This is a genomic window from Xanthobacter sp. NM-25, assembly GCF_022138605.1.
Lineage (GTDB): Bacteria > Pseudomonadota > Alphaproteobacteria > Rhizobiales > Xanthobacteraceae > Xanthobacter.
On sequence record NZ_JACBFS010000005.1, the window covers coordinates 114,921 to 130,827 of the forward strand.

General features: G+C 67.6%; 13 protein-coding genes and 1 tRNA gene. 9 read left to right on the plus strand and 5 right to left on the minus strand.

The window, feature by feature from the left end; translation table 11 throughout:
• Positions 1–58 precede the first annotated feature (58 nt).
• Together MEU52_RS14935 and MEU52_RS14940 are read left to right on the plus strand one after the other, a co-directional pair.
• Complete coding sequence (locus tag MEU52_RS14935; RefSeq protein ID WP_238122352.1) at positions 59–898, plus strand: ABC transporter ATP-binding protein; 840 nt, start codon at positions 59–61, stop codon at positions 896–898.
• A 63-nt stretch (positions 899–961) separates the two neighbouring features.
• On the plus strand, positions 962–2,206 hold the full coding sequence (locus MEU52_RS14940) for a phenylacetate--CoA ligase family protein (protein ID WP_238122351.1): 1,245 nt from the start codon (positions 962–964) through the stop codon (positions 2,204–2,206).
• A gap of 140 nt (positions 2,207–2,346) precedes the next feature.
• On the opposite strand, the gene hemH is transcribed toward MEU52_RS14940, so the two are convergent.
• The 3 genes from hemH to cpdR form a co-directional block, all read right to left on the minus strand.
• Positions 2,347–3,426, minus strand: a complete 1,080-nt coding sequence (gene hemH, locus MEU52_RS14945; protein ID WP_238122350.1) for a ferrochelatase — start codon at positions 3,424–3,426, stop codon at positions 2,347–2,349.
• A 120-nt stretch (positions 3,427–3,546) separates the two neighbouring features.
• Positions 3,547–3,621, minus strand: a tRNA-Val gene (locus tag MEU52_RS14950).
• A gap of 61 nt (positions 3,622–3,682) precedes the next feature.
• Positions 3,683–4,063: a cell cycle two-component system response regulator CpdR gene (gene cpdR, locus MEU52_RS14955; RefSeq protein WP_238122349.1), complete on the minus strand. Its 381-nt coding sequence runs from the start codon at positions 4,061–4,063 to the stop codon at positions 3,683–3,685.
• Positions 4,064–4,228: 165 nt separating this feature from the next.
• Between cpdR and MEU52_RS14960 the strand changes: the two genes are divergently transcribed.
• Both MEU52_RS14960 and hisN read left to right on the plus strand, forming a co-directional pair.
• Positions 4,229–5,116, plus strand: coding sequence for an N-formylglutamate amidohydrolase (locus tag MEU52_RS14960; protein ID WP_238122348.1), 888 nt, complete (start codon positions 4,229–4,231; stop codon positions 5,114–5,116).
• 1,285 nt (positions 5,117–6,401) lie between these two features.
• Positions 6,402–7,184: a histidinol-phosphatase gene (gene hisN / locus MEU52_RS14965; RefSeq protein ID WP_238122347.1), complete on the plus strand. Its 783-nt coding sequence runs from the start codon at positions 6,402–6,404 to the stop codon at positions 7,182–7,184.
• 4 nt (positions 7,185–7,188) lie between these two features.
• On the opposite strand, the gene MEU52_RS14970 is transcribed toward hisN, so the two are convergent.
• Complete coding sequence (locus MEU52_RS14970) at positions 7,189–8,133, minus strand: alpha/beta fold hydrolase (RefSeq protein ID WP_238122346.1); 945 nt, start codon at positions 8,131–8,133, stop codon at positions 7,189–7,191.
• A 258-nt stretch (positions 8,134–8,391) separates the two neighbouring features.
• Here MEU52_RS14970 and MEU52_RS14975 point away from each other — a divergent pair, with 258 nt between their 5' ends.
• The 5 genes from MEU52_RS14975 to MEU52_RS14995 all read left to right on the plus strand — a co-directional run bounded on the left by MEU52_RS14975 (position 8,392) and on the right by MEU52_RS14995 (position 15,169).
• The gene (locus tag MEU52_RS14975) at positions 8,392–8,904 is read left to right on the plus strand and encodes an Hsp20 family protein (RefSeq protein WP_238122345.1); all 513 of its coding nucleotides are present in this window, start codon (positions 8,392–8,394) and stop codon (positions 8,902–8,904) included.
• A 175-nt stretch (positions 8,905–9,079) separates the two neighbouring features.
• Positions 9,080–10,069, plus strand: coding sequence for a phosphoglycerate dehydrogenase (locus tag MEU52_RS14980; RefSeq protein WP_238122344.1), 990 nt, complete (start codon positions 9,080–9,082; stop codon positions 10,067–10,069).
• 70 nt (positions 10,070–10,139) lie between these two features.
• Positions 10,140–10,772 carry a TetR/AcrR family transcriptional regulator gene (locus tag MEU52_RS14985; protein WP_238122343.1) on the plus strand — a complete coding sequence of 211 codons (633 nt, stop codon included), beginning with the start codon at positions 10,140–10,142 and terminating at the stop codon, positions 10,770–10,772.
• A gap of 102 nt (positions 10,773–10,874) precedes the next feature.
• The gene (locus tag MEU52_RS14990; RefSeq protein WP_238122342.1) at positions 10,875–12,047 is read left to right on the plus strand and encodes an efflux RND transporter periplasmic adaptor subunit; all 1,173 of its coding nucleotides are present in this window, start codon (positions 10,875–10,877) and stop codon (positions 12,045–12,047) included.
• Positions 12,044–15,169, plus strand: a complete 3,126-nt coding sequence (locus tag MEU52_RS14995) for an efflux RND transporter permease subunit (RefSeq protein WP_238122341.1) — start codon at positions 12,044–12,046, stop codon at positions 15,167–15,169. The genes MEU52_RS14990 and MEU52_RS14995 overlap by 4 nt, the downstream gene beginning before the upstream one ends.
• 110 nt (positions 15,170–15,279) lie before the next feature.
• Here the strand turns inward: MEU52_RS14995 and MEU52_RS15000 are convergent, their stop codons facing one another.
• Complete coding sequence (locus MEU52_RS15000; protein WP_238122463.1) at positions 15,280–15,849, minus strand: HdeD family acid-resistance protein; 570 nt, start codon at positions 15,847–15,849, stop codon at positions 15,280–15,282.
• Positions 15,850–15,907: the final 58 nt, after the last annotated feature.

Genomic DNA, 15,907 nt, shown 5'->3' on the forward strand with positions numbered 1-15,907 from the left:
GCACGCGGGCGTTCTGCCTGCCGCGCGGGTCCGCGTTAGACCGAAATCGGAGACCGCCATGGCCGAGGCCGCATTGAAGCTCGATCCCGTCGCCGAAACCGGGCCGGCCCCGCTGTTGGCGGTGGACAATATTGAGGTGGTCTATAACGACGTCATCCTGGTGCTGCGCGGCCTGTCGCTGAAGGTGCCGCAGGGCCAGATTGTCGCCCTCTTGGGCTCCAACGGCGCCGGCAAATCCACCACGCTGAAAGCCATCTCGGGCCTCCTGAAAACCGAGGATGGGGAGATCACCCGCGGCGAGGTGAACTTCCTGGGCGAGAAGATCAACGGCATCGAGCCGGACAAGATCGTGCGCCGGGGCATCTTCCAGGTGATGGAGGGGCGCCGCATCATCGCCGACATGACGGTGCTGGAAAACCTGCGCCTCGGCGCCTTCACCCGGCGCGACAATGAGGTGAAGAGCGACATCGAGCGGGTCTATGAATTCTTCCCGCGCCTGCGCGAGCGCACCGGCCTTGCCGGTTATCTCTCCGGCGGCGAGCAGCAGATGCTGGCCATCGGCCGCGCCATGATGGCCCGCCCCAAGCTCATTTTGATGGACGAGCCGTCCATGGGTCTCTCGCCTTTGATGGTGAAGGAGGTGTTCGCCATCATCAAGAAGCTCAATGTGGAGCTGGGCGTCACCATTCTGCTGGTGGAGCAGAATGCGCGGGTGGCGCTTTCGGTGGCGGACTACGGCTACATCATGGAGCAGGGCAAGATCGTGCTCGATGGCTCGGCGCAGATGCTGGCCACCAATGAAGACGTGAAGGAATTCTACCTCGGCCAGGGCGGCGGCGAGGAGCGCAAGAGCTTCAAGAACCTGAAAAGCTTCAAGCGCCGCAAGCGCTGGCTGTGAGCGGGCAGGGGAGGGGAAAAGCCCCTCGGATGATGGATCTCAGATGTTCAAGCAGGCCGCGCAATGACTGATCCGAACCGCTATTACGATGCCAGCGAGACCCGGGACCCGCAGGCGCGGGAGGCGGCGCTGTTCGCCGCGGTGCCGGCCCAGGTGGCCCATGCCAAGGCGAAGTCGACCTATTTCGCGGCGCTGCTGAAGGATGTGGAGCCGGAGGCCATCACCAGCCGGCAGGCGCTGGCGCAGTTGCCCGTCACCCGCAAATCGGAGCTGTTGGAGATCCAGCCGAAAAGCCTGCCGTTCGGCGGCCTCAATGCGGTGCCGCCGGGCAAGCTCTCGCGCATCTTCATGTCGCCGGGGCCGATCTATGATCCCGAAGGTCATGGCCCGGATTTCTGGCGCTTCGCCCGCGCCCTGTTCGCCGCCGGCTTCCGCGCCGGCGACATCGTGCACAATGCCTTCTCCTATCATTTGACTCCGGCGGGCTCGATGATCGAGGGCGGCGCCCATGCCCTGGGCTGCGCGGTGGTGCCGGCGGGCGTGGGGCAGACCGATCTGCAATTGCGCGCCATCGCCGACATCCGCCCCGCCGGCTATGGCGGCACACCGTCCTTCCTGAAGATCCTCCTCGACAAGGCGCGGGAGAGCGGCACCGACATCTCCTCGCTGAAGAAGGCGCTGGTGACCGGCGAGGCCTTCCTGCCGCCCCACCGGGCGGAGCTGAAGGCGGCGGGCATCACCGCCCGCCAGTGCTATGGCACCGCCGACCTCGGCCTCGTCGCCTATGAGAGCGAAGCGGAAGAGGGGATGATCGTCGACGAGGGCTGCCTGGTGGAGATCCTGCGCCCCGGCACCGGTGATCCGGTGGAAGCCGAGGGCGAGGTGGGCGAGGTGGTGGTGACCCTGTTCGATACGGATTACCCGCTGATCCGCTTCGCCACCGGTGATCTTTCCGCGGTCCTGCCGGGCATGAGTCCCTGCGGGCGCACCAACATGCGCCTGAAGGGCTGGATGGGCCGGGCCGACCAGGTCACTAAGATCCGCGGCATGTTCGTGCACCCGGTGCAGGTGAGCGCGGCGGTGAAGAAGCACCCGGGCGTCGCCAAAGCGCGCCTCGTGGTGGACCGCATCGGCGATGCCGATGACATGCTGCTGGAGGTGGAGGTGGCGGACGCCGCCGCCCTCTCCCAGGAGGCGCTGCTGGACGATCTGCGCGCCACCACCAAATTGCGCGGGCGCCTGGCCCTTCTCGCACCCGGCACCCTGCCGGCCGATGCCAAGACCATCGAGGATCGCCGGCCGGTGTGAAGCCAAAGGGCCTTGAGCTTGCCTCAGGGCCCTTTGGTATTTATGGCGCTTTGGTAGTCATGGACCTTTGGTCAAGCCCGCGCGGCGCTTGAGCGAACCCATTGGGGAGCGGTCGAAGACCGGGCCCGAAGGTCCCCGGATCAGGCCCTGATCCAGCCGCCGAGCTCGCGGCGCACCACATGGGCGAGTACGCGCATGCCGGCGTCATCATCATTGAGGCAGGGAATGGCGGCGAACTGTTCCCCGCCATGCTTCAGGAAGATGTCGCGGTTTTCGACGCCGATCTCTTCCAGGGTCTCCAGGCAGTCCGCCACAAAGCCCGGGTTGAACACCGCGATGCGCTTCACGCCGCTCTCGGCCAGCGCCTGCACGGTGGCGTCGGTGTAGGGCTGCAGCCATTCCTCCCGCCCGAAGCGGGATTGGAAGGTGAGGCGCAGCCGCTCCTCCCCCCAGCCGAGCCGCGCCCGCAGGAGCCGCGCCGTCTTGGCGCACTGGCAGGCATAGGGATCGCCCTTGAGGTGGTAGGATTTCGGAATGCCGTGGAAGGAGGCGAGAATCACCTCCGGCTCGAAGTCGAGCGCCGCCACATGGCGCTCCAGGTCCTCGGCCACCGCATCGATATAGACGGCGTCGTCATGCCAGGGCGGGGCGATGCGGACGGCGGGCTGCCAGCGCAGCTTTTTCAGCGCATCGAAGGCGGCGTCGGCCACGGTGGCGGTGGTGGCGGCGGCATATTGGGGATAGAGCGGCACCACCAGGATGCGCTCGCAGCCCTTGGCCTGCAGGGCACCGATCTTCTCGACGATGGCCGGGCGGCCGTAGCGCATGGCGAAATCCACCACCAGGCGGTCGTCGGTGCCGGCGAGGCGCGCGGCGAGCTTTTCCGCCTGGCTGCGGGTGATGGTGAGCAGCGGCCCCTCGTTGCGCTCGAGGTTCCAGATGGTCGCGTAATCGCGGCCCTTCCGGCCCGGGCGGGTGGTGAGGATGATGCCGTTGAGCACCAGCCACCACAGGGCGCGGTTCACCTCGATGACCCGGCGATCGGAGAGGAATTCCTTGAGATAGCGCCGCATGGACCAATAATCGGTGCCATCGGGTGTGCCGAGATTGACGAGGAGCACGCCGATTCGGCCAAAAGCGACGGCCGGATGATCACCCGCGGGCGATGACCCCGCATCGGCGGACGGGATCGGGGACGGTGGCAGGGGGGATTGGCTCATCAGGTCACCTCTGTGGCGCAGATGGAGCCTCGGAGCGGCGCCGTCAATCGGTCCGGCTGCCGCGGCGCGCAGGGCGTGCCCCGGAGGGGACGATCTGCTGTCGGTGAAGGTGAGGAGGGATGGTGGGCGCGACAGGGATCGAACCTGTGACCCCTACGATGTCAACGTAGTGCTCTCCCGCTGAGCTACGCGCCCCTCCACGGGAAGCGCCTCTATATCCACTCCGCCGGCGGGTGGCAAGGCGCCAAACGCAGGTTCATGCGGCGGCGAGCATCTTTCCCACTTCGGAAACGAGATCCCGCAGATGGAAGGGCTTGGACAGCACCTTGGCCTCGGTCGGGGTCTCGCCATCGGCATTGAGGGCGACCGCGGCAAAGCCGGTGATGAACATCACCTTGAGGTCGGGATCGAGCTCGGTGGCGCGGCGCGCCAGCTCGATGCCGTCCATCTCCGGCATGACGATATCGGTGAGCAGGAGCTCGAACGGCTCTTCGCGCATGCGTTCATACGCGGATTTGCCATTGTCATAGGAAGCCACCGAATAGCCGGCATTCTGCAGCGCCTTCACCAGGAAGCGCCGCATGTCATTGTCGTCTTCGGCGAGCAGGATCTTGGACACGCCGTTTCCCCTGATCATTCGTGAATCCGGCCCGGCCACGCCGGGCGCCCATGTGCTTTGTGTCGCCCAATCGGGTAAATTCGAGGTGAAAGCCCGGTTCCCCCTTCACAAGCCCCCCTTCGGGCGGGCATCATGTGGGGAAGCCAAGCCTTTAGAATCCCTCCAGAGTTTTTGCGGCGCACGATGACGGCCTGCCTCGCTGACACCATAGATCCCGCATTCGAGATCCTGGGCCTTGAGGCTGCCACCGGGCCGTTCCTCTTCAACTCCCCCCATTCGGGCCGCATCTACCCCCGAAGCTTCGTGACGCAGACGCGCCTGGACTTTGCCACGTTGCGCCGGTCCGAGGACAGCTTTGTGGACGAATTATTCGAGGACGTGGTGAACGCCGGCGCACCCTTCATGCGGGCGCTGTTCCCGCGCGCCTTCCTCGATCTCAACCGCGAGCCTTACGAGCTCGACCCGCGCATGTTCGAGGGTCGCCTGCCGCCGTTCGCCAACACCCGCTCGGTGCGGGTGTCCGGCGGGCTTGGCACCATCGCCCGGGTGGTGGGCGAAGCCCAGGAGATCTACCCGGCCCGCCTGTCGGTCGCCGAGGGGCTGGAGCGCATCGAGACCTTCTACAAGCCCTATCACCAGGCTCTGCGCCGCATGATCGCCGCCACCCAGCGGCGCTGGGGCGTGGCGGTGCTGGTGGACTGCCACTCCATGCCCTCCGGCTCGGCCCGGGACGACAGCACCCGCGCGGATTTCGTCATCGGCGACCGCTACGGCACCAGCTGCAGCGAGCGGGTAACGGAGGCGCTGGAGGCGGAGCTGAGCGCGGCGGGCTACCGGGTGCTGCGCAACAAGCCCTATGCCGGTGGCTATATCACCGAGCATTATGGCAACCCCGCCGCCGGCCTGCACGCGGTGCAGATCGAGGTCAATCGGGCGCTCTATATGGAAGAGGCCCTGTATCTGCGCGCGCCGGGCTTCGATCGCCTGCGGGCGGAGATCGGCGCGGCCATGCCGCGGGTGTTCGCGCGGCTGACCGGCGTGCTGGCGCCGCCGCGGGCCGCAGCCGAGTAAGGTCATCCACAACCTGAGCGGGCATGAAAGACTGGCGGCTCAAGGCCTTAAGGATCTGCCCTGCAGATCTGCAAAAGCTGCCTTGCGTTTTTTGAATGGCAGTTATACGAATTTGCTCGTCTGGGCTCCACCGTGTCCCTCGGGATACACGAGTGCGCGGTGGGGGCAGCGGTCTGAAGCGCCGAAGAGCGCGGACGGAATGCGCCAAGGGGCGCGACGTGCGGAGCGCTGACGGATGGTGGGGAATGGATCGGCCTTCGGGCGGCCGGAACCCTTCGATCCACCCCAGAAAAGAAAGGGGCCGTCCGTGTAAACGAACGGCCCAAGTCTAGGGAGGAAACGCCCAAGGAGGGCAGCGACACAGCGACGCCAATCGCCATGTCGCACTGCACAAATAGCCGAGTGCGCTGCCAGAAATCAAGTGCCCGTTTGTCGCATCGCACGGTAGAGAATTAATCCATTGTTTTTCTTTGATTTTTTGAGAGCCCGCTCAAGCGGCTAAGACCCCCTCCGGTCCCTGGTGCCATCTTTTCGTCACGAATCGACCGGTTCGCACACGACTGAACGTGCTGAAATGGCGTCGCCCGTCCGCCGGGTGGTGGGCCAGATGCTCCGCTTGGAGGCCGGGCCGCGGTCGCGATGCATCTTATTCGTGTGTTGAATGGATGCGGCGACTTTTCATTGTAGAATGCGGGTTGTGCGCGCAGGTCGTCCCGGCCCGGCGCAGTCGCAGCGAAGCCGTATAGCCAATGTCCGCGCCAGATGTGCTGGGGACATCAAAGACCTGCGGGCTGCAAAGAGGTGTGGAGACGCCCAAAAGACCGGTGGAGACGCAGCGGTGGAGGCGCCAAGACCTGTGGGCTTGCCAAAAGAAAGGGGCCGCTCGCCAAATGGGAGCGGCCCAAGTCTAGGGAGGAAACGCCCAAGGAGGGCAGCGGCACTGCAATAGGCAATGCCGCGCTGCATCAATATGCGGGGATCACCCTATTTCTTCAAGCTGCGCCGCCGCGGATTGTTTAGGCAGCTTTGGGGGTGAAAAAGCCCGCCGGCACACACTCTTGCACACATCTGCTCATTCCTTGATCCGCCCCTGCCCGAATCCTCGCCGCCCCACCGATGGGCGACGCGGCCTGCGGTTCGCACTTGATTGCCCGCGTGTTCCGCTGCATTCCGGGATCACGCCAGGGCCGGTGCCGCCTGTCCGCTGCACGGAAGGCGGGCGAAGTCCTTGCCACCGAAGCCGTTCGCGGGCTGCCGCAGGGGGCGGCAGATCTGGAGCGCATTCATGACCGCCGTCGCCATCGACGACTTCGTGCATCACCTCGCGACCGTGTCGGGCGAAGCGATTCTGCCCTTCTTCCGCACCGCTCTGGGGGTGGAGGACAAGAGCCACGGCACCGCCTTCGATCCGGTCACGGAGGCCGATCGCGCCGCAGAGCAGGTGATGCGGCGGATGATTCGCGAGGCGTTCCCCAGCCACGGCATCATCGGCGAGGAGTTCGCCAACGAGGACACTGACGCCCCCTATGTGTGGGCGCTGGATCCCATCGACGGCACCAAATCGTTCATCGCCGGCCTGCCGGCCTGGGGCACGCTGATCGGCCTCATGAAGGACGGCGACCCGGTCTACGGCATGATGCACCAGCCGTTCATCAAGGAGCGCTTCTTCGGCAATGGCGCGGTGGCGCGCTATCGCGGGCCGGCGGGAGAGCGGGTGCTGCGGGTGCGCGACTGCGCGCGGCTGGAGGACGCCATGCTCTACACCACCAGCCCGCGGCTGATGCATGGCGCCGACCGCACCGCCTTCGAGCGGGTGGAAGAGCAGGTGCGGCTGTCCCGCTATGGCGGGGATTGCTACGCTTACTGCATGCTCGCCGCCGGCCTGGTGGACCTGGTGATCGAGACCGAGCTGAAGAATCACGACATCGTCGCGCTCATCCCCATCATCGAGGGGGCGGGCGGCATCGTCACCAGCTGGGAGGGCGGCTCACCGGCGGAAGGTGGCCGGGTGGTGGCGGCCGGCAGCCGGGCGGTGCACGAACAGGCACTGCGCGTGCTGACCGCCTGAGGGCTCACAGCACCGGCGTGCCGGGGATGAAGGCGTCGAAGGCGGCCCAGAACTGGGCGCGGAAGATGTCCCGCTCCTGCAGGATTTCGTGACGGGCCGCCGGCACCACCACATGGGCGCCGGCGATGAGGCGCGCCGACAGATGCTCGATGGCGGCATTGGAGACGATGCGCTCGGCGCCCGCGGCGATCATCAGCAGCGGTTGGCGGATCTGCCGGATCACCTCCGGATCGGCCAGGGTGGCCATGGCGCCGTAGGCGGCATGCAGCCAGCCATTGGTGGGGGCGCCGAGGCCGAGTTCCGGGTGGGCCTCCACCAGGCTGGCGGCGCGGGCGTAGCGCACCGGGTCCGAGGTCACCAGGTTGCGGGCAAAGGGGATGGCGGTGATCGGCCGGCCGCGGGCACCGGGCACGAAGGCCCGCGCCAGCCCCGCATAGGCGAGGGTGGTGACCAGCGGACGCACCAGGCCCGGCAGCGGCACCACATCGACACCCAGCATGGGCGCCACCAGCACCATACGATCGAACCAGCGGTGGCCGGCCAGGGTGCCGTGGAGCAGGATGGCGCCAGCCATGGAATGGGCCAGCGCGAAGTGCGGCGCGGGGCAATCGGGCAGCAGCACCTCGCGGGCGAAGGCTTCCAGATCGGTCACATAGTCGCGGAAATGCCGCACATGGCCCTTGAGCGGAGACCGCAGGAGGCGCTGCGAGCCTCCCTGGCCGCGCCAGTCAAGGGTGGCGACGGCGAAGCCGCGGCTGCGCAGCTCCCGCACCACCTCGTAATATTTCTCGATGAACTCGGCGCGTCCCTGAAACAGCGCCACCGTGCCGCGCAGCGTGCCCTGGGGCATCCAGCGCGCATAGCGCAGGCGCACGCCGTCGGCGGTGGTGATCTCTCCGGTGATGGCGCCCTCGGGCGCCGGATCATCGGGACGGCTGAACAGGGTCATGGAATTTCGGCCCGGATGCCTGGAGGCGCAGAGGATCGGCTTGGGACGAGGGTTACACGCTCGCCGCCGCCACCACAACGATCCGCCTGATCGCCCCGCGCCGGCAGGGGTGAAACGGGATGACCGCGCGCGAACGCGGCGGGTCTTGACGGCTCTTGGGGGCCTTCCCACATCGAGAATGGCGCCGGTCATCGTGACGGCGCCAGGATCGGGCCCGGCTTCGGCGGGCCCTGCATGTCGCTTCAAGGAGGATATGCCATGCGTACGTTTGATCTGTCCCCGCTGTATCGCAACACCGTTGGCTTCGACCGGCTGTTTTCGCTGCTCGATTCCGTTGGCGGCGTCGATGCGGCACCCACCTATCCGCCCTACAATATCGAGCGGACGGGGGAGAATACCTATCGCATCACCGTCGCGGTGGCGGGCTTCACCGATGCCGAGCTGAGCATCGAGGTGAAGGAGAATGCGCTCACCCTCAAGGGTGAGAAGAAGGCGGCCGAGGAGCAGCAGAGCGCGCAGGTGCTCTATCGCGGCATCGCCGCCCGCGCCTTCGAGCGCCGCTTCCAGCTGGCCGATCATATGGAAGTGCGAGGCGCGGTGCTGGAGAACGGGCTGCTGCACGTGGATCTGGTGCGCAACATTCCCGAGGCCAAGAAGCCGCGCATCATTCCCATCGCCACCACCGGGGAGGCGCCGAAGGCGATCGAAGGCGGCACCACCGTCGAGGGGAATGCCGTGGCGGTACCCCAGCCGGCGCCCCAGGCGGCCTGACGTCGGGGTGACCTGACCCAAGGACCGGAGGTGCCGGGGTCCTGGCGCCTCCGGGACCTGTTCGGCGGCGACGCGGTGGGCGTCGCCGCTTTTCTTTTGTCGGCCTCTTGATCCGGCGCGATCCCGGCGCGAGGAGAGGGCAGACGTCGATTCCGTCGATCAGGATAGGCTGCCCGTGTCCGCAACGCCCCTCAAGGTTCTCGTCACCACCCGGCTGTTCGATGCCGCCGCCACCCGCTTCCTGGAGGATCGCGGCTTCGAGGTGGTGGGCTCCGGCCTGCCCGCCGACGCCATCGATACCGACATTTCCGATGCCGATCTCGACCGCCTCCTCGAGGGGGTCGGCGGCTGGATCGTCGGCCTGCGGGCGGTGACGCGGCCGGTGCTGGCGCGGCATCCGCAGCTCAAGGTCATCGCCCGCCGCGGTGTCGGCTATGACCGGGTCGACGTGGCGGCGGCGCGCGATCTGGGCCGCGTGGTGGCCATCGCCGCCGGCGCCAACGACCCCTCGGTGGCCGACCACACCCTGGCGCTGATGCTGGCGGTGATGCGGCGGCTGCGGGAAGGGCAGGCCCGCATGGGCCATGGCGACTGGCGGCCCCTGAGCGGCACGGATCTGTTCGGCAAGACCGTGGGCCTCATCGGCTTTGGCCGCATCGCGCGCGGCGTGGCGCGCCGGCTCAAGGGGTTCGATGCGCGGGTGCTGGTCACCACGCCGCGTCCAGACCTTGCCTGTGACGGCGTGACCTTCGTGCCCCTCGCCGAGCTGCTGACCCATAGCGATGTCGTGAGCCTGCATGCGCCGCTGACGTCGCAGACCCGGCATCTGATCGACAGCGCCGCTCTGGCCGCCATGAAGCCGGGTGCGGTGCTGGTCAACACCTCGCGCGGCGGGCTGGTGGACGAGGGCGCCCTGCTGGGGGCGCTGGAGCGCGGCCATCTCGCCGGCGCCGGTCTCGACGTGTTCGAGGCGGAGACCGATCCGGCCAAGCAGGCGCTCGCCCGCGCGCTGGTGGCGCGGGAGGACGTGGTGGCGAGCCCCCACACCGCCGGCGGCAGCCGTGAGGCGCTGGCGCGGGGCAACCTCATCTCCGCCCATTGCGTCGCCGCCGCCCTGTCGGACGAGGAGCTGCCGCCTGGTTGCGTGGTGGCCGACGGGCGGTAAAGCCGCCCTGCGCCTCTTGCGTCTTGATCGCTGACGATTTATGACAATCGTCAGTTCATTGGAGGCGCGTGTGACCGTCAGGGTGAAAGAGGCCGGCCGGCACAGGGAAACCGCGGAGGAGACGCGCGCGCGGATCACCCTGGTGGCCGAGGACCTGTTTCGCCGTATGGGCTTCGCCAAGACCGCGGTGGCCGATATCGCCGCCGAGCTGGGTATGTCGCCCGCCAATGTCTACCGCTTCTTTCCCTCCAAGACCGCCATCGTCGCCACCATCTGCCAGCGCTGCCTGGGGGAGATCGAGCGGCAGGCGGAAGTGATCGGCGCCGGCCCCGGCACGCCGCAGCAGCGCATCATCGACATCTATCTCGCCATCCTGCGCTACCACCGGGACAATTTCCTGGCCGAGCGGCGGGTGCACGACATGGTGCTGGTGGCCATCGAGAACAATTGGGACAATATCGAAAGCCACAAGGCACGCATGGGCGCGGTGGTGGCCAAGGTGCTCCAGGAGGGGATCGAGACGGGGGTGTTCGTGCCCCACGATCCCGCCCAGGTGAGCGGCATCATCCTCGGCACCTGCGTGCGGTTCTGCCATCCGGTGCTGGTGGCCCAGAATATCGATGAGGACCTGGAAGCGAGCCTGACCGCGACCATGCGCTTCATTCTGCGCAGCATTGAGGTGAACCGGTCCGATCTGGCCTGACTAGCGGTGCCTCGGCACCGCGTTTCGTCATGGGCGTTTTGTGACGATTACGAAAAAATATCAGCGTTGAACCATAACCGTTCAGCCGACAGGAACCGAACCATGGCCTTTCGTTCTTCGATCCTTCGGGATGGACTGCCCTCGCGCCGGGGGGGCCGGGCGGCGCTGCTGCCGGCGGCCGCCCTCACCTTGTCGCTGGCGCTGGCCGGATGTGGCGAGAGTGCCCCGGCGCAGACCGAGGCGGAACCGTCCCGTCCCGTCCAGGTGACCACGGTCGAGCTGCGCCCGCGGGAGGCGGAGAAGACCTTCGTCGGCGTGGTGCGGGCCCGTCGCGAGATCGATCTCGCCTTCCGGGTGGGGGGCAAGGTGGTGCAGCGCAAGGTGGAAGTGGGGGACCGGGTGCAGAAGGGCGATCTGATCGCCCGCATCGATCCGGAAGACCTGAAGCTCGAGCTGGAAAGCGCGCGAGCGGAGATGGCCGCCGCCACCGCCAATCTGGCGCAGACCACCGCCGAGGATGGCCGCTATCGCTCGCTGACGGCCAAGGGCGTCGCCTCCAATGCCGAGCTGGATCGTAAGGCGCTGGCCAAGGAGGAGGCGGTCGGCCGCCTCGAGCGGGCCAAGAGATCCCTGGAGCTGGCGGAGAACCGGCTCTCTTATGCCGATCTCGTCTCCGACACCGCCGGCGTGGTGGTCTCCACCGCTGCCGAGCCGGGGCAGGTGGTGTCCTCGGGGCAGACCATCGTGCGGGTGGCGCGGCTCGATGAGAAGGAGGCGGCGGTGGCGCTGCCCGAAACGGCGCTCGCGGCGGCCCGCAGTTCCGATGCCTCGGTCTCTTTGTGGGCCGATCCCAACCGGCGCATTGCCGCCCATCTGCGCGAGCTGTCGCCCCAGGCCGATCCCGCCTCGCGCACCTATGCCGCCCGCTTCACCCTGGAGAGCAACGACGATGCGGTGGCCCTGGGCATGACCGCCACCGTGACGCTGACCCCCAAGGCCGGGGTGATGGTGGCGCGGCTGCCGCTGTCCTCGGTGTTCGACAAGGGGCACGGCCCCCACGTGTTCGTGGTGGACGAGGCCACCCACACCTTGGTGGCGCGGCCGGTGGAGCTGGCCGGCTACACCGACGATTCGGCGCTGATCAGCAAGGGAGTGAGCCAGGGCGAGCAGGTGGTCACCCTCGGTGTCCACACGCTGGAGCCGGGCCGCAGCGTGCGCACCGTGCCGGCCAAGGATGCGGTGAGCACGACCGCCCGCGCCGAGGTGCGCCCATGAGCGCCGGCCCCACTCCCGAGGAGGCGGCGGCGCTCAAGAGCCCGTTCAACCTCTCGCGCTTCGCCATCACCCATCGGGCGCTGACCCTGTTCGCCATCATCCTTCTGGGGGCGGCGGGCTTCTATTCCTACCTCAACCTCGGCCGCGCCGAGGACCCCTCCTTCACCATCAAGGTCATGGTGATTTCCGCCGCCTGGCCCGGTGCCACCGCCTCGGAAATGCAGGCCCAGGTGGCCGATCCCATCGAGAAGAAGCTGCAGACCATGCCGCATCTCGACCGGGTGGAAAGTTATTCGCGCCCCGGCATCAGCTTCGTGCAGGTCTATCTCGCCGACACCACGCCGCCTTCTGCGGTGAAGGACCTGTGGTATCAGGTGCGCAAGAAGGTGGGGGACATCAAGGGCGACCTGCCCCAGGGGGTGATCGGCCCGAGCTTCGACGATGAATATGGCGACGTCTATTCCGCCCTCTACATGCTGAGCGGCGACGGGGCGTCGCCCGCCGAGCTCAAGCGCCAGGCGGAGATGATCCGCCAGCGGCTGCTGCGGGTGCCCAATGTGGAGAAGGTGGACCTCATCGGCGAGCGGCCGGAGCGGATCTATATCGAATTCTCCCACGCCCGCTTGGCCACCCTCGGCATCACCCCCGCGCAGATCTTCGACAGCGTGGCGCGGCAGAATGCGGTGGTGGCCGGCGGCGCGGTGGACACCAAGGCCGACCGCATCAATTTGCGGCTCAGCGGGGCCTTCACCGGCGCCGAGGCCATCGCCGAGGTGCCCATCAGCGCCGGCGGCGCGCTGGTGCGGCTCGGCGACATCGCCACGGTCAAGCGGGCCTATGAGGACCCGCCCAGCTACGTCATCCGCCAGCATGGCCGGCCGGCCCTGGGCCTCGGCGTCTCCATGGCCCAGGGCGCCAACATCCTCACCCTCGGCCAGGACATTCAGCGCGCCATGGCTGATGCCATGACGGAGGTTCCGGTGGGCATCGACGTGGTGCAGGTGGCGGACCAGCCGCACATCGTCGGCGAATCCGTGGGCGAGTTCCTGAAGACCTTCGCCGAGGCGCTGGTGATCGTGCTGGTGGTGAGCTTCCTGTCGCTGGGCTTCCGCTCCGGCATCGTGGTGGCCCTGTCGGTGCCGCTGGTGCTCGCCATCGTGTTCCTGGTGATGTTCGCATCGGGCATGGACCTGCACCGCATCACCCTCGGCGCCCTCATCATCGCTTTGGGCCTGCTGGTGGATGACGCCATCATCGCCATCGAGATGATGGTGGTGAAGATGGAGGAGGGCTGGGACCGCATCTCCGCCGCCAGCTTCGCCTGGACCTCCACCGCCTTTCCCATGCTCACCGGCACGCTGGTGACGGCGGCGGGCTTCCTGCCGGTGGGCTTCGCCCGCTCCTCGTCCGGCGAATATGCCGGCGGCATCTTCTGGGTGGTGGGCATCGCCCTCATTGCCTCCTGGTTCGTGGCGGTGCTGTTCACCCCCTATCTCGGAACGGTGCTGCTGCCGGATATGAAGGGCAAGCACGCCGCCGAAGACCTGCGCAGCGGCCGCCTCTATCGCCTGCTGCGGGGCATGCTGGAGGCCTGCCTGCGCCATCGCTTCCTGGTGATCGGCACCACCGTGGGCCTGTTCGCCCTGGCGGTGGTGGGCTTCGGCTTCGTGCAGCAGCAGTTCTTCCCCACCTCCACCCGCACCGAGCTGTTCCTGGAGATGCGGCTGCCGGAGGGCTCCTCCATCGAGGCCACCACCACCACCGCCAAGAAGGCCGAAGCGCTGGTGGGCGAGGATGCGGACATCCTCTCCGCCACCACCTATATCGGCCAGGGCGCGCCGCGCTTCTGGCTGGGTCTCAACCCGGTGCTGCCCAACCCCAATTTCGCGCAGATCGTCATCGTCACCAAGGATGTGGCGGCCCGCGAGCGGGTCAAGGCGCGGCTCGACAAGGTGGTGGCCGAGGGCGCCCTGTCGGAGGCGCGGGTGCGCGTCGACCGCTTCGTGTTCGGTCCGCCGGTGGGTTTCCCGGTGCAGTTCCGGGTGGTGGGGCCCGATCCCCTGAAGGTGCGCGACATCGCCGAGGAGGTGCGCCAAGTGATGGGCGCCGATCCGGCGGTCATCGATCCGCACCTCAATTGGGGCGAGCAGGTGAAGTCCATCACGTTGTCGGTGGACCAGGACCGGGCCCGGGCTTTGGGCTCCACCCCGCGCGACCTCGCCGAAACCCTGCAGACCCTGCTGTCCGGCTACACCGTCACCCAGTATCGGGAGGGCAACCTCCTGATCGGCGTGGTGGCCCGCGCCGTGCCGGAGGAACGGGTGGATCTGGAGCGGCTCGGGGCCCTCACCGTCACCAACCACAATGGGGTGGCGGTGCCCCTCGGCCAGGTGGCGCGCATCGCTTACTCCAGCGAGGAGCCGATCCTGTGGCGGCGTGACCGCGACCTGGTGCTGACCGTACGCGGCGACGTGCGCGACGGGGTGCAGCCGCCGGATGTGACTGCGCGTCTCCTGCCCAAGCTCGCCGCGGTGAAGGCGGCATTGCCCGCCGGCTATCGCATCGAGACCGGCGGCTCGGTGGAGGAGAGCGCCAAGGCCAACAAGTCGCTGGCGGCGGTGTTCCCCATCATGATCATCGTCATGCTCACCATCCTGATGATCCAGCTGCAGAGCTTCTCCCGGCTGGCCCTGGTGATGGCGACGGCGCCGCTGGGGCTTATCGGCGCCTCGGCGGCGCTGCTCGTGACCCACCAGCCCTTCGGCTTCGTGGCGCTGCTGGGCCTGATCGCGCTCGCCGGCATGATCATGCGCAACACGGTGATCCTGGTGGACCAGATCGACCATGACATCGCCGCCGGCGCCACCCCGCACCAGGCCATCGTCGAGGCGACGCTGCGCCGGGCGCGGCCGGTGGTGCTCACCGCGATGGCGGCGGTGCTGGGCATGATCCCGCTGGCGGAAAGCGTGTTCTGGGGGCCCATGGCCATCACCATCATGGGCGGCCTTTTGGTGGCGACGGCGCTGACCCTGCTGGTGGTGCCGGCCCTCTATGCCACCTGGTTCCGGGTGAAGGTGACCGCCGACGCTCCAGCGTCCGGCGCGCTCCACCCGGCGGAATGAGAGGGCACGGAACGGACATCGCCCCCGTCTCGTTCCGGCCTCTCTTCATGCGCGCGGCCCCGTCCGAAAGGACGGGGCCGCGTTGCGTTTCAGGCGGATGAGCGGACGGCTCAGGCGGTCTTCTGGCGCAGGGCAAGGCCGAAGAAGAAGGTGCCCACGCCGTTGACGATCAGGTCGATGCCCAGGAACAGGCCGAGGATATAGACCGAGTTCACCGGCCACTGAGCGATGATGATGGCGCCCAGCAGCAGGGTGATGAGGCCGGAGAACACGATCCAGCCCCAGCCGCCGGTGCCGCGTGAGCCGATGCCCGCGGCGATGCGGAAGATGCCTTCCACCGCCAGCGCCACGCCGATGAGCAGGGTGATGACGCCGGCGCCCAGCAGCGGATTGTACATGATGAGGCCGCCCGCCACCACGTAGAGCAGGCCGGCCAGCAGCCAGTAGAAGAAGCGGCCCCAGCCCTGCACGCGGAAGGCGTGGATGACCTGGATCACGCCACCCACCAGGATCAGCGCGCCCACATAAAGGGCGGTGGCGATGGTGGACACCAGCACATGGGCGAGGGCGATGAAGCCCAGGATGACGAAAGCGATGCCGAGCGCGACGAACCAGCCCCAATTGGCGCGGATGGCATGCAGCGTGTCGGTCAGCGCGGTAGAGGACGCGGGTGAAGGCATGGACATGAGCCGTCTCCAAAGATGCGTGTCGGCGCGAACAATCGGTGATGCGGGGAGC

Excerpts from the sequence above, each read along its gene's own strand:
- MEU52_RS14935 (WP_238122352.1), top strand. The coding sequence starts at position 59 with ATGGCCGAGGCCGCATTGAAGCTCGATCCCGTCGCCGAAACCGGGCCG.
- cpdR (WP_238122349.1), bottom strand. The coding sequence starts at position 4,063 with ATGATCAGGGGAAACGGCGTGTCCAAGATCCTGCTCGCCGAAGACGAC.
- MEU52_RS15000 (WP_238122463.1), bottom strand. The coding sequence starts at position 15,849 with ATGCCTTCACCCGCGTCCTCTACCGCGCTGACCGACACGCTGCATGCC.
- hisN (WP_238122347.1), top strand. The coding sequence starts at position 6,402 with ATGACCGCCGTCGCCATCGACGACTTCGTGCATCACCTCGCGACCGTG.
- MEU52_RS14960 (WP_238122348.1), top strand. The coding sequence starts at position 4,229 with ATGACGGCCTGCCTCGCTGACACCATAGATCCCGCATTCGAGATCCTG.
- MEU52_RS14975 (WP_238122345.1), top strand. The coding sequence starts at position 8,392 with ATGCGTACGTTTGATCTGTCCCCGCTGTATCGCAACACCGTTGGCTTC.
- MEU52_RS14990 (WP_238122342.1), top strand. The coding sequence starts at position 10,875 with ATGGCCTTTCGTTCTTCGATCCTTCGGGATGGACTGCCCTCGCGCCGG.
- MEU52_RS14995 (WP_238122341.1), top strand. The coding sequence starts at position 12,044 with ATGAGCGCCGGCCCCACTCCCGAGGAGGCGGCGGCGCTCAAGAGCCCG.
- MEU52_RS14940 (WP_238122351.1), top strand. The coding sequence starts at position 962 with ATGACTGATCCGAACCGCTATTACGATGCCAGCGAGACCCGGGACCCG.
- MEU52_RS14970 (WP_238122346.1), bottom strand. The coding sequence starts at position 8,133 with ATGACCCTGTTCAGCCGTCCCGATGATCCGGCGCCCGAGGGCGCCATC.
- hemH (WP_238122350.1), bottom strand. The coding sequence starts at position 3,426 with ATGAGCCAATCCCCCCTGCCACCGTCCCCGATCCCGTCCGCCGATGCG.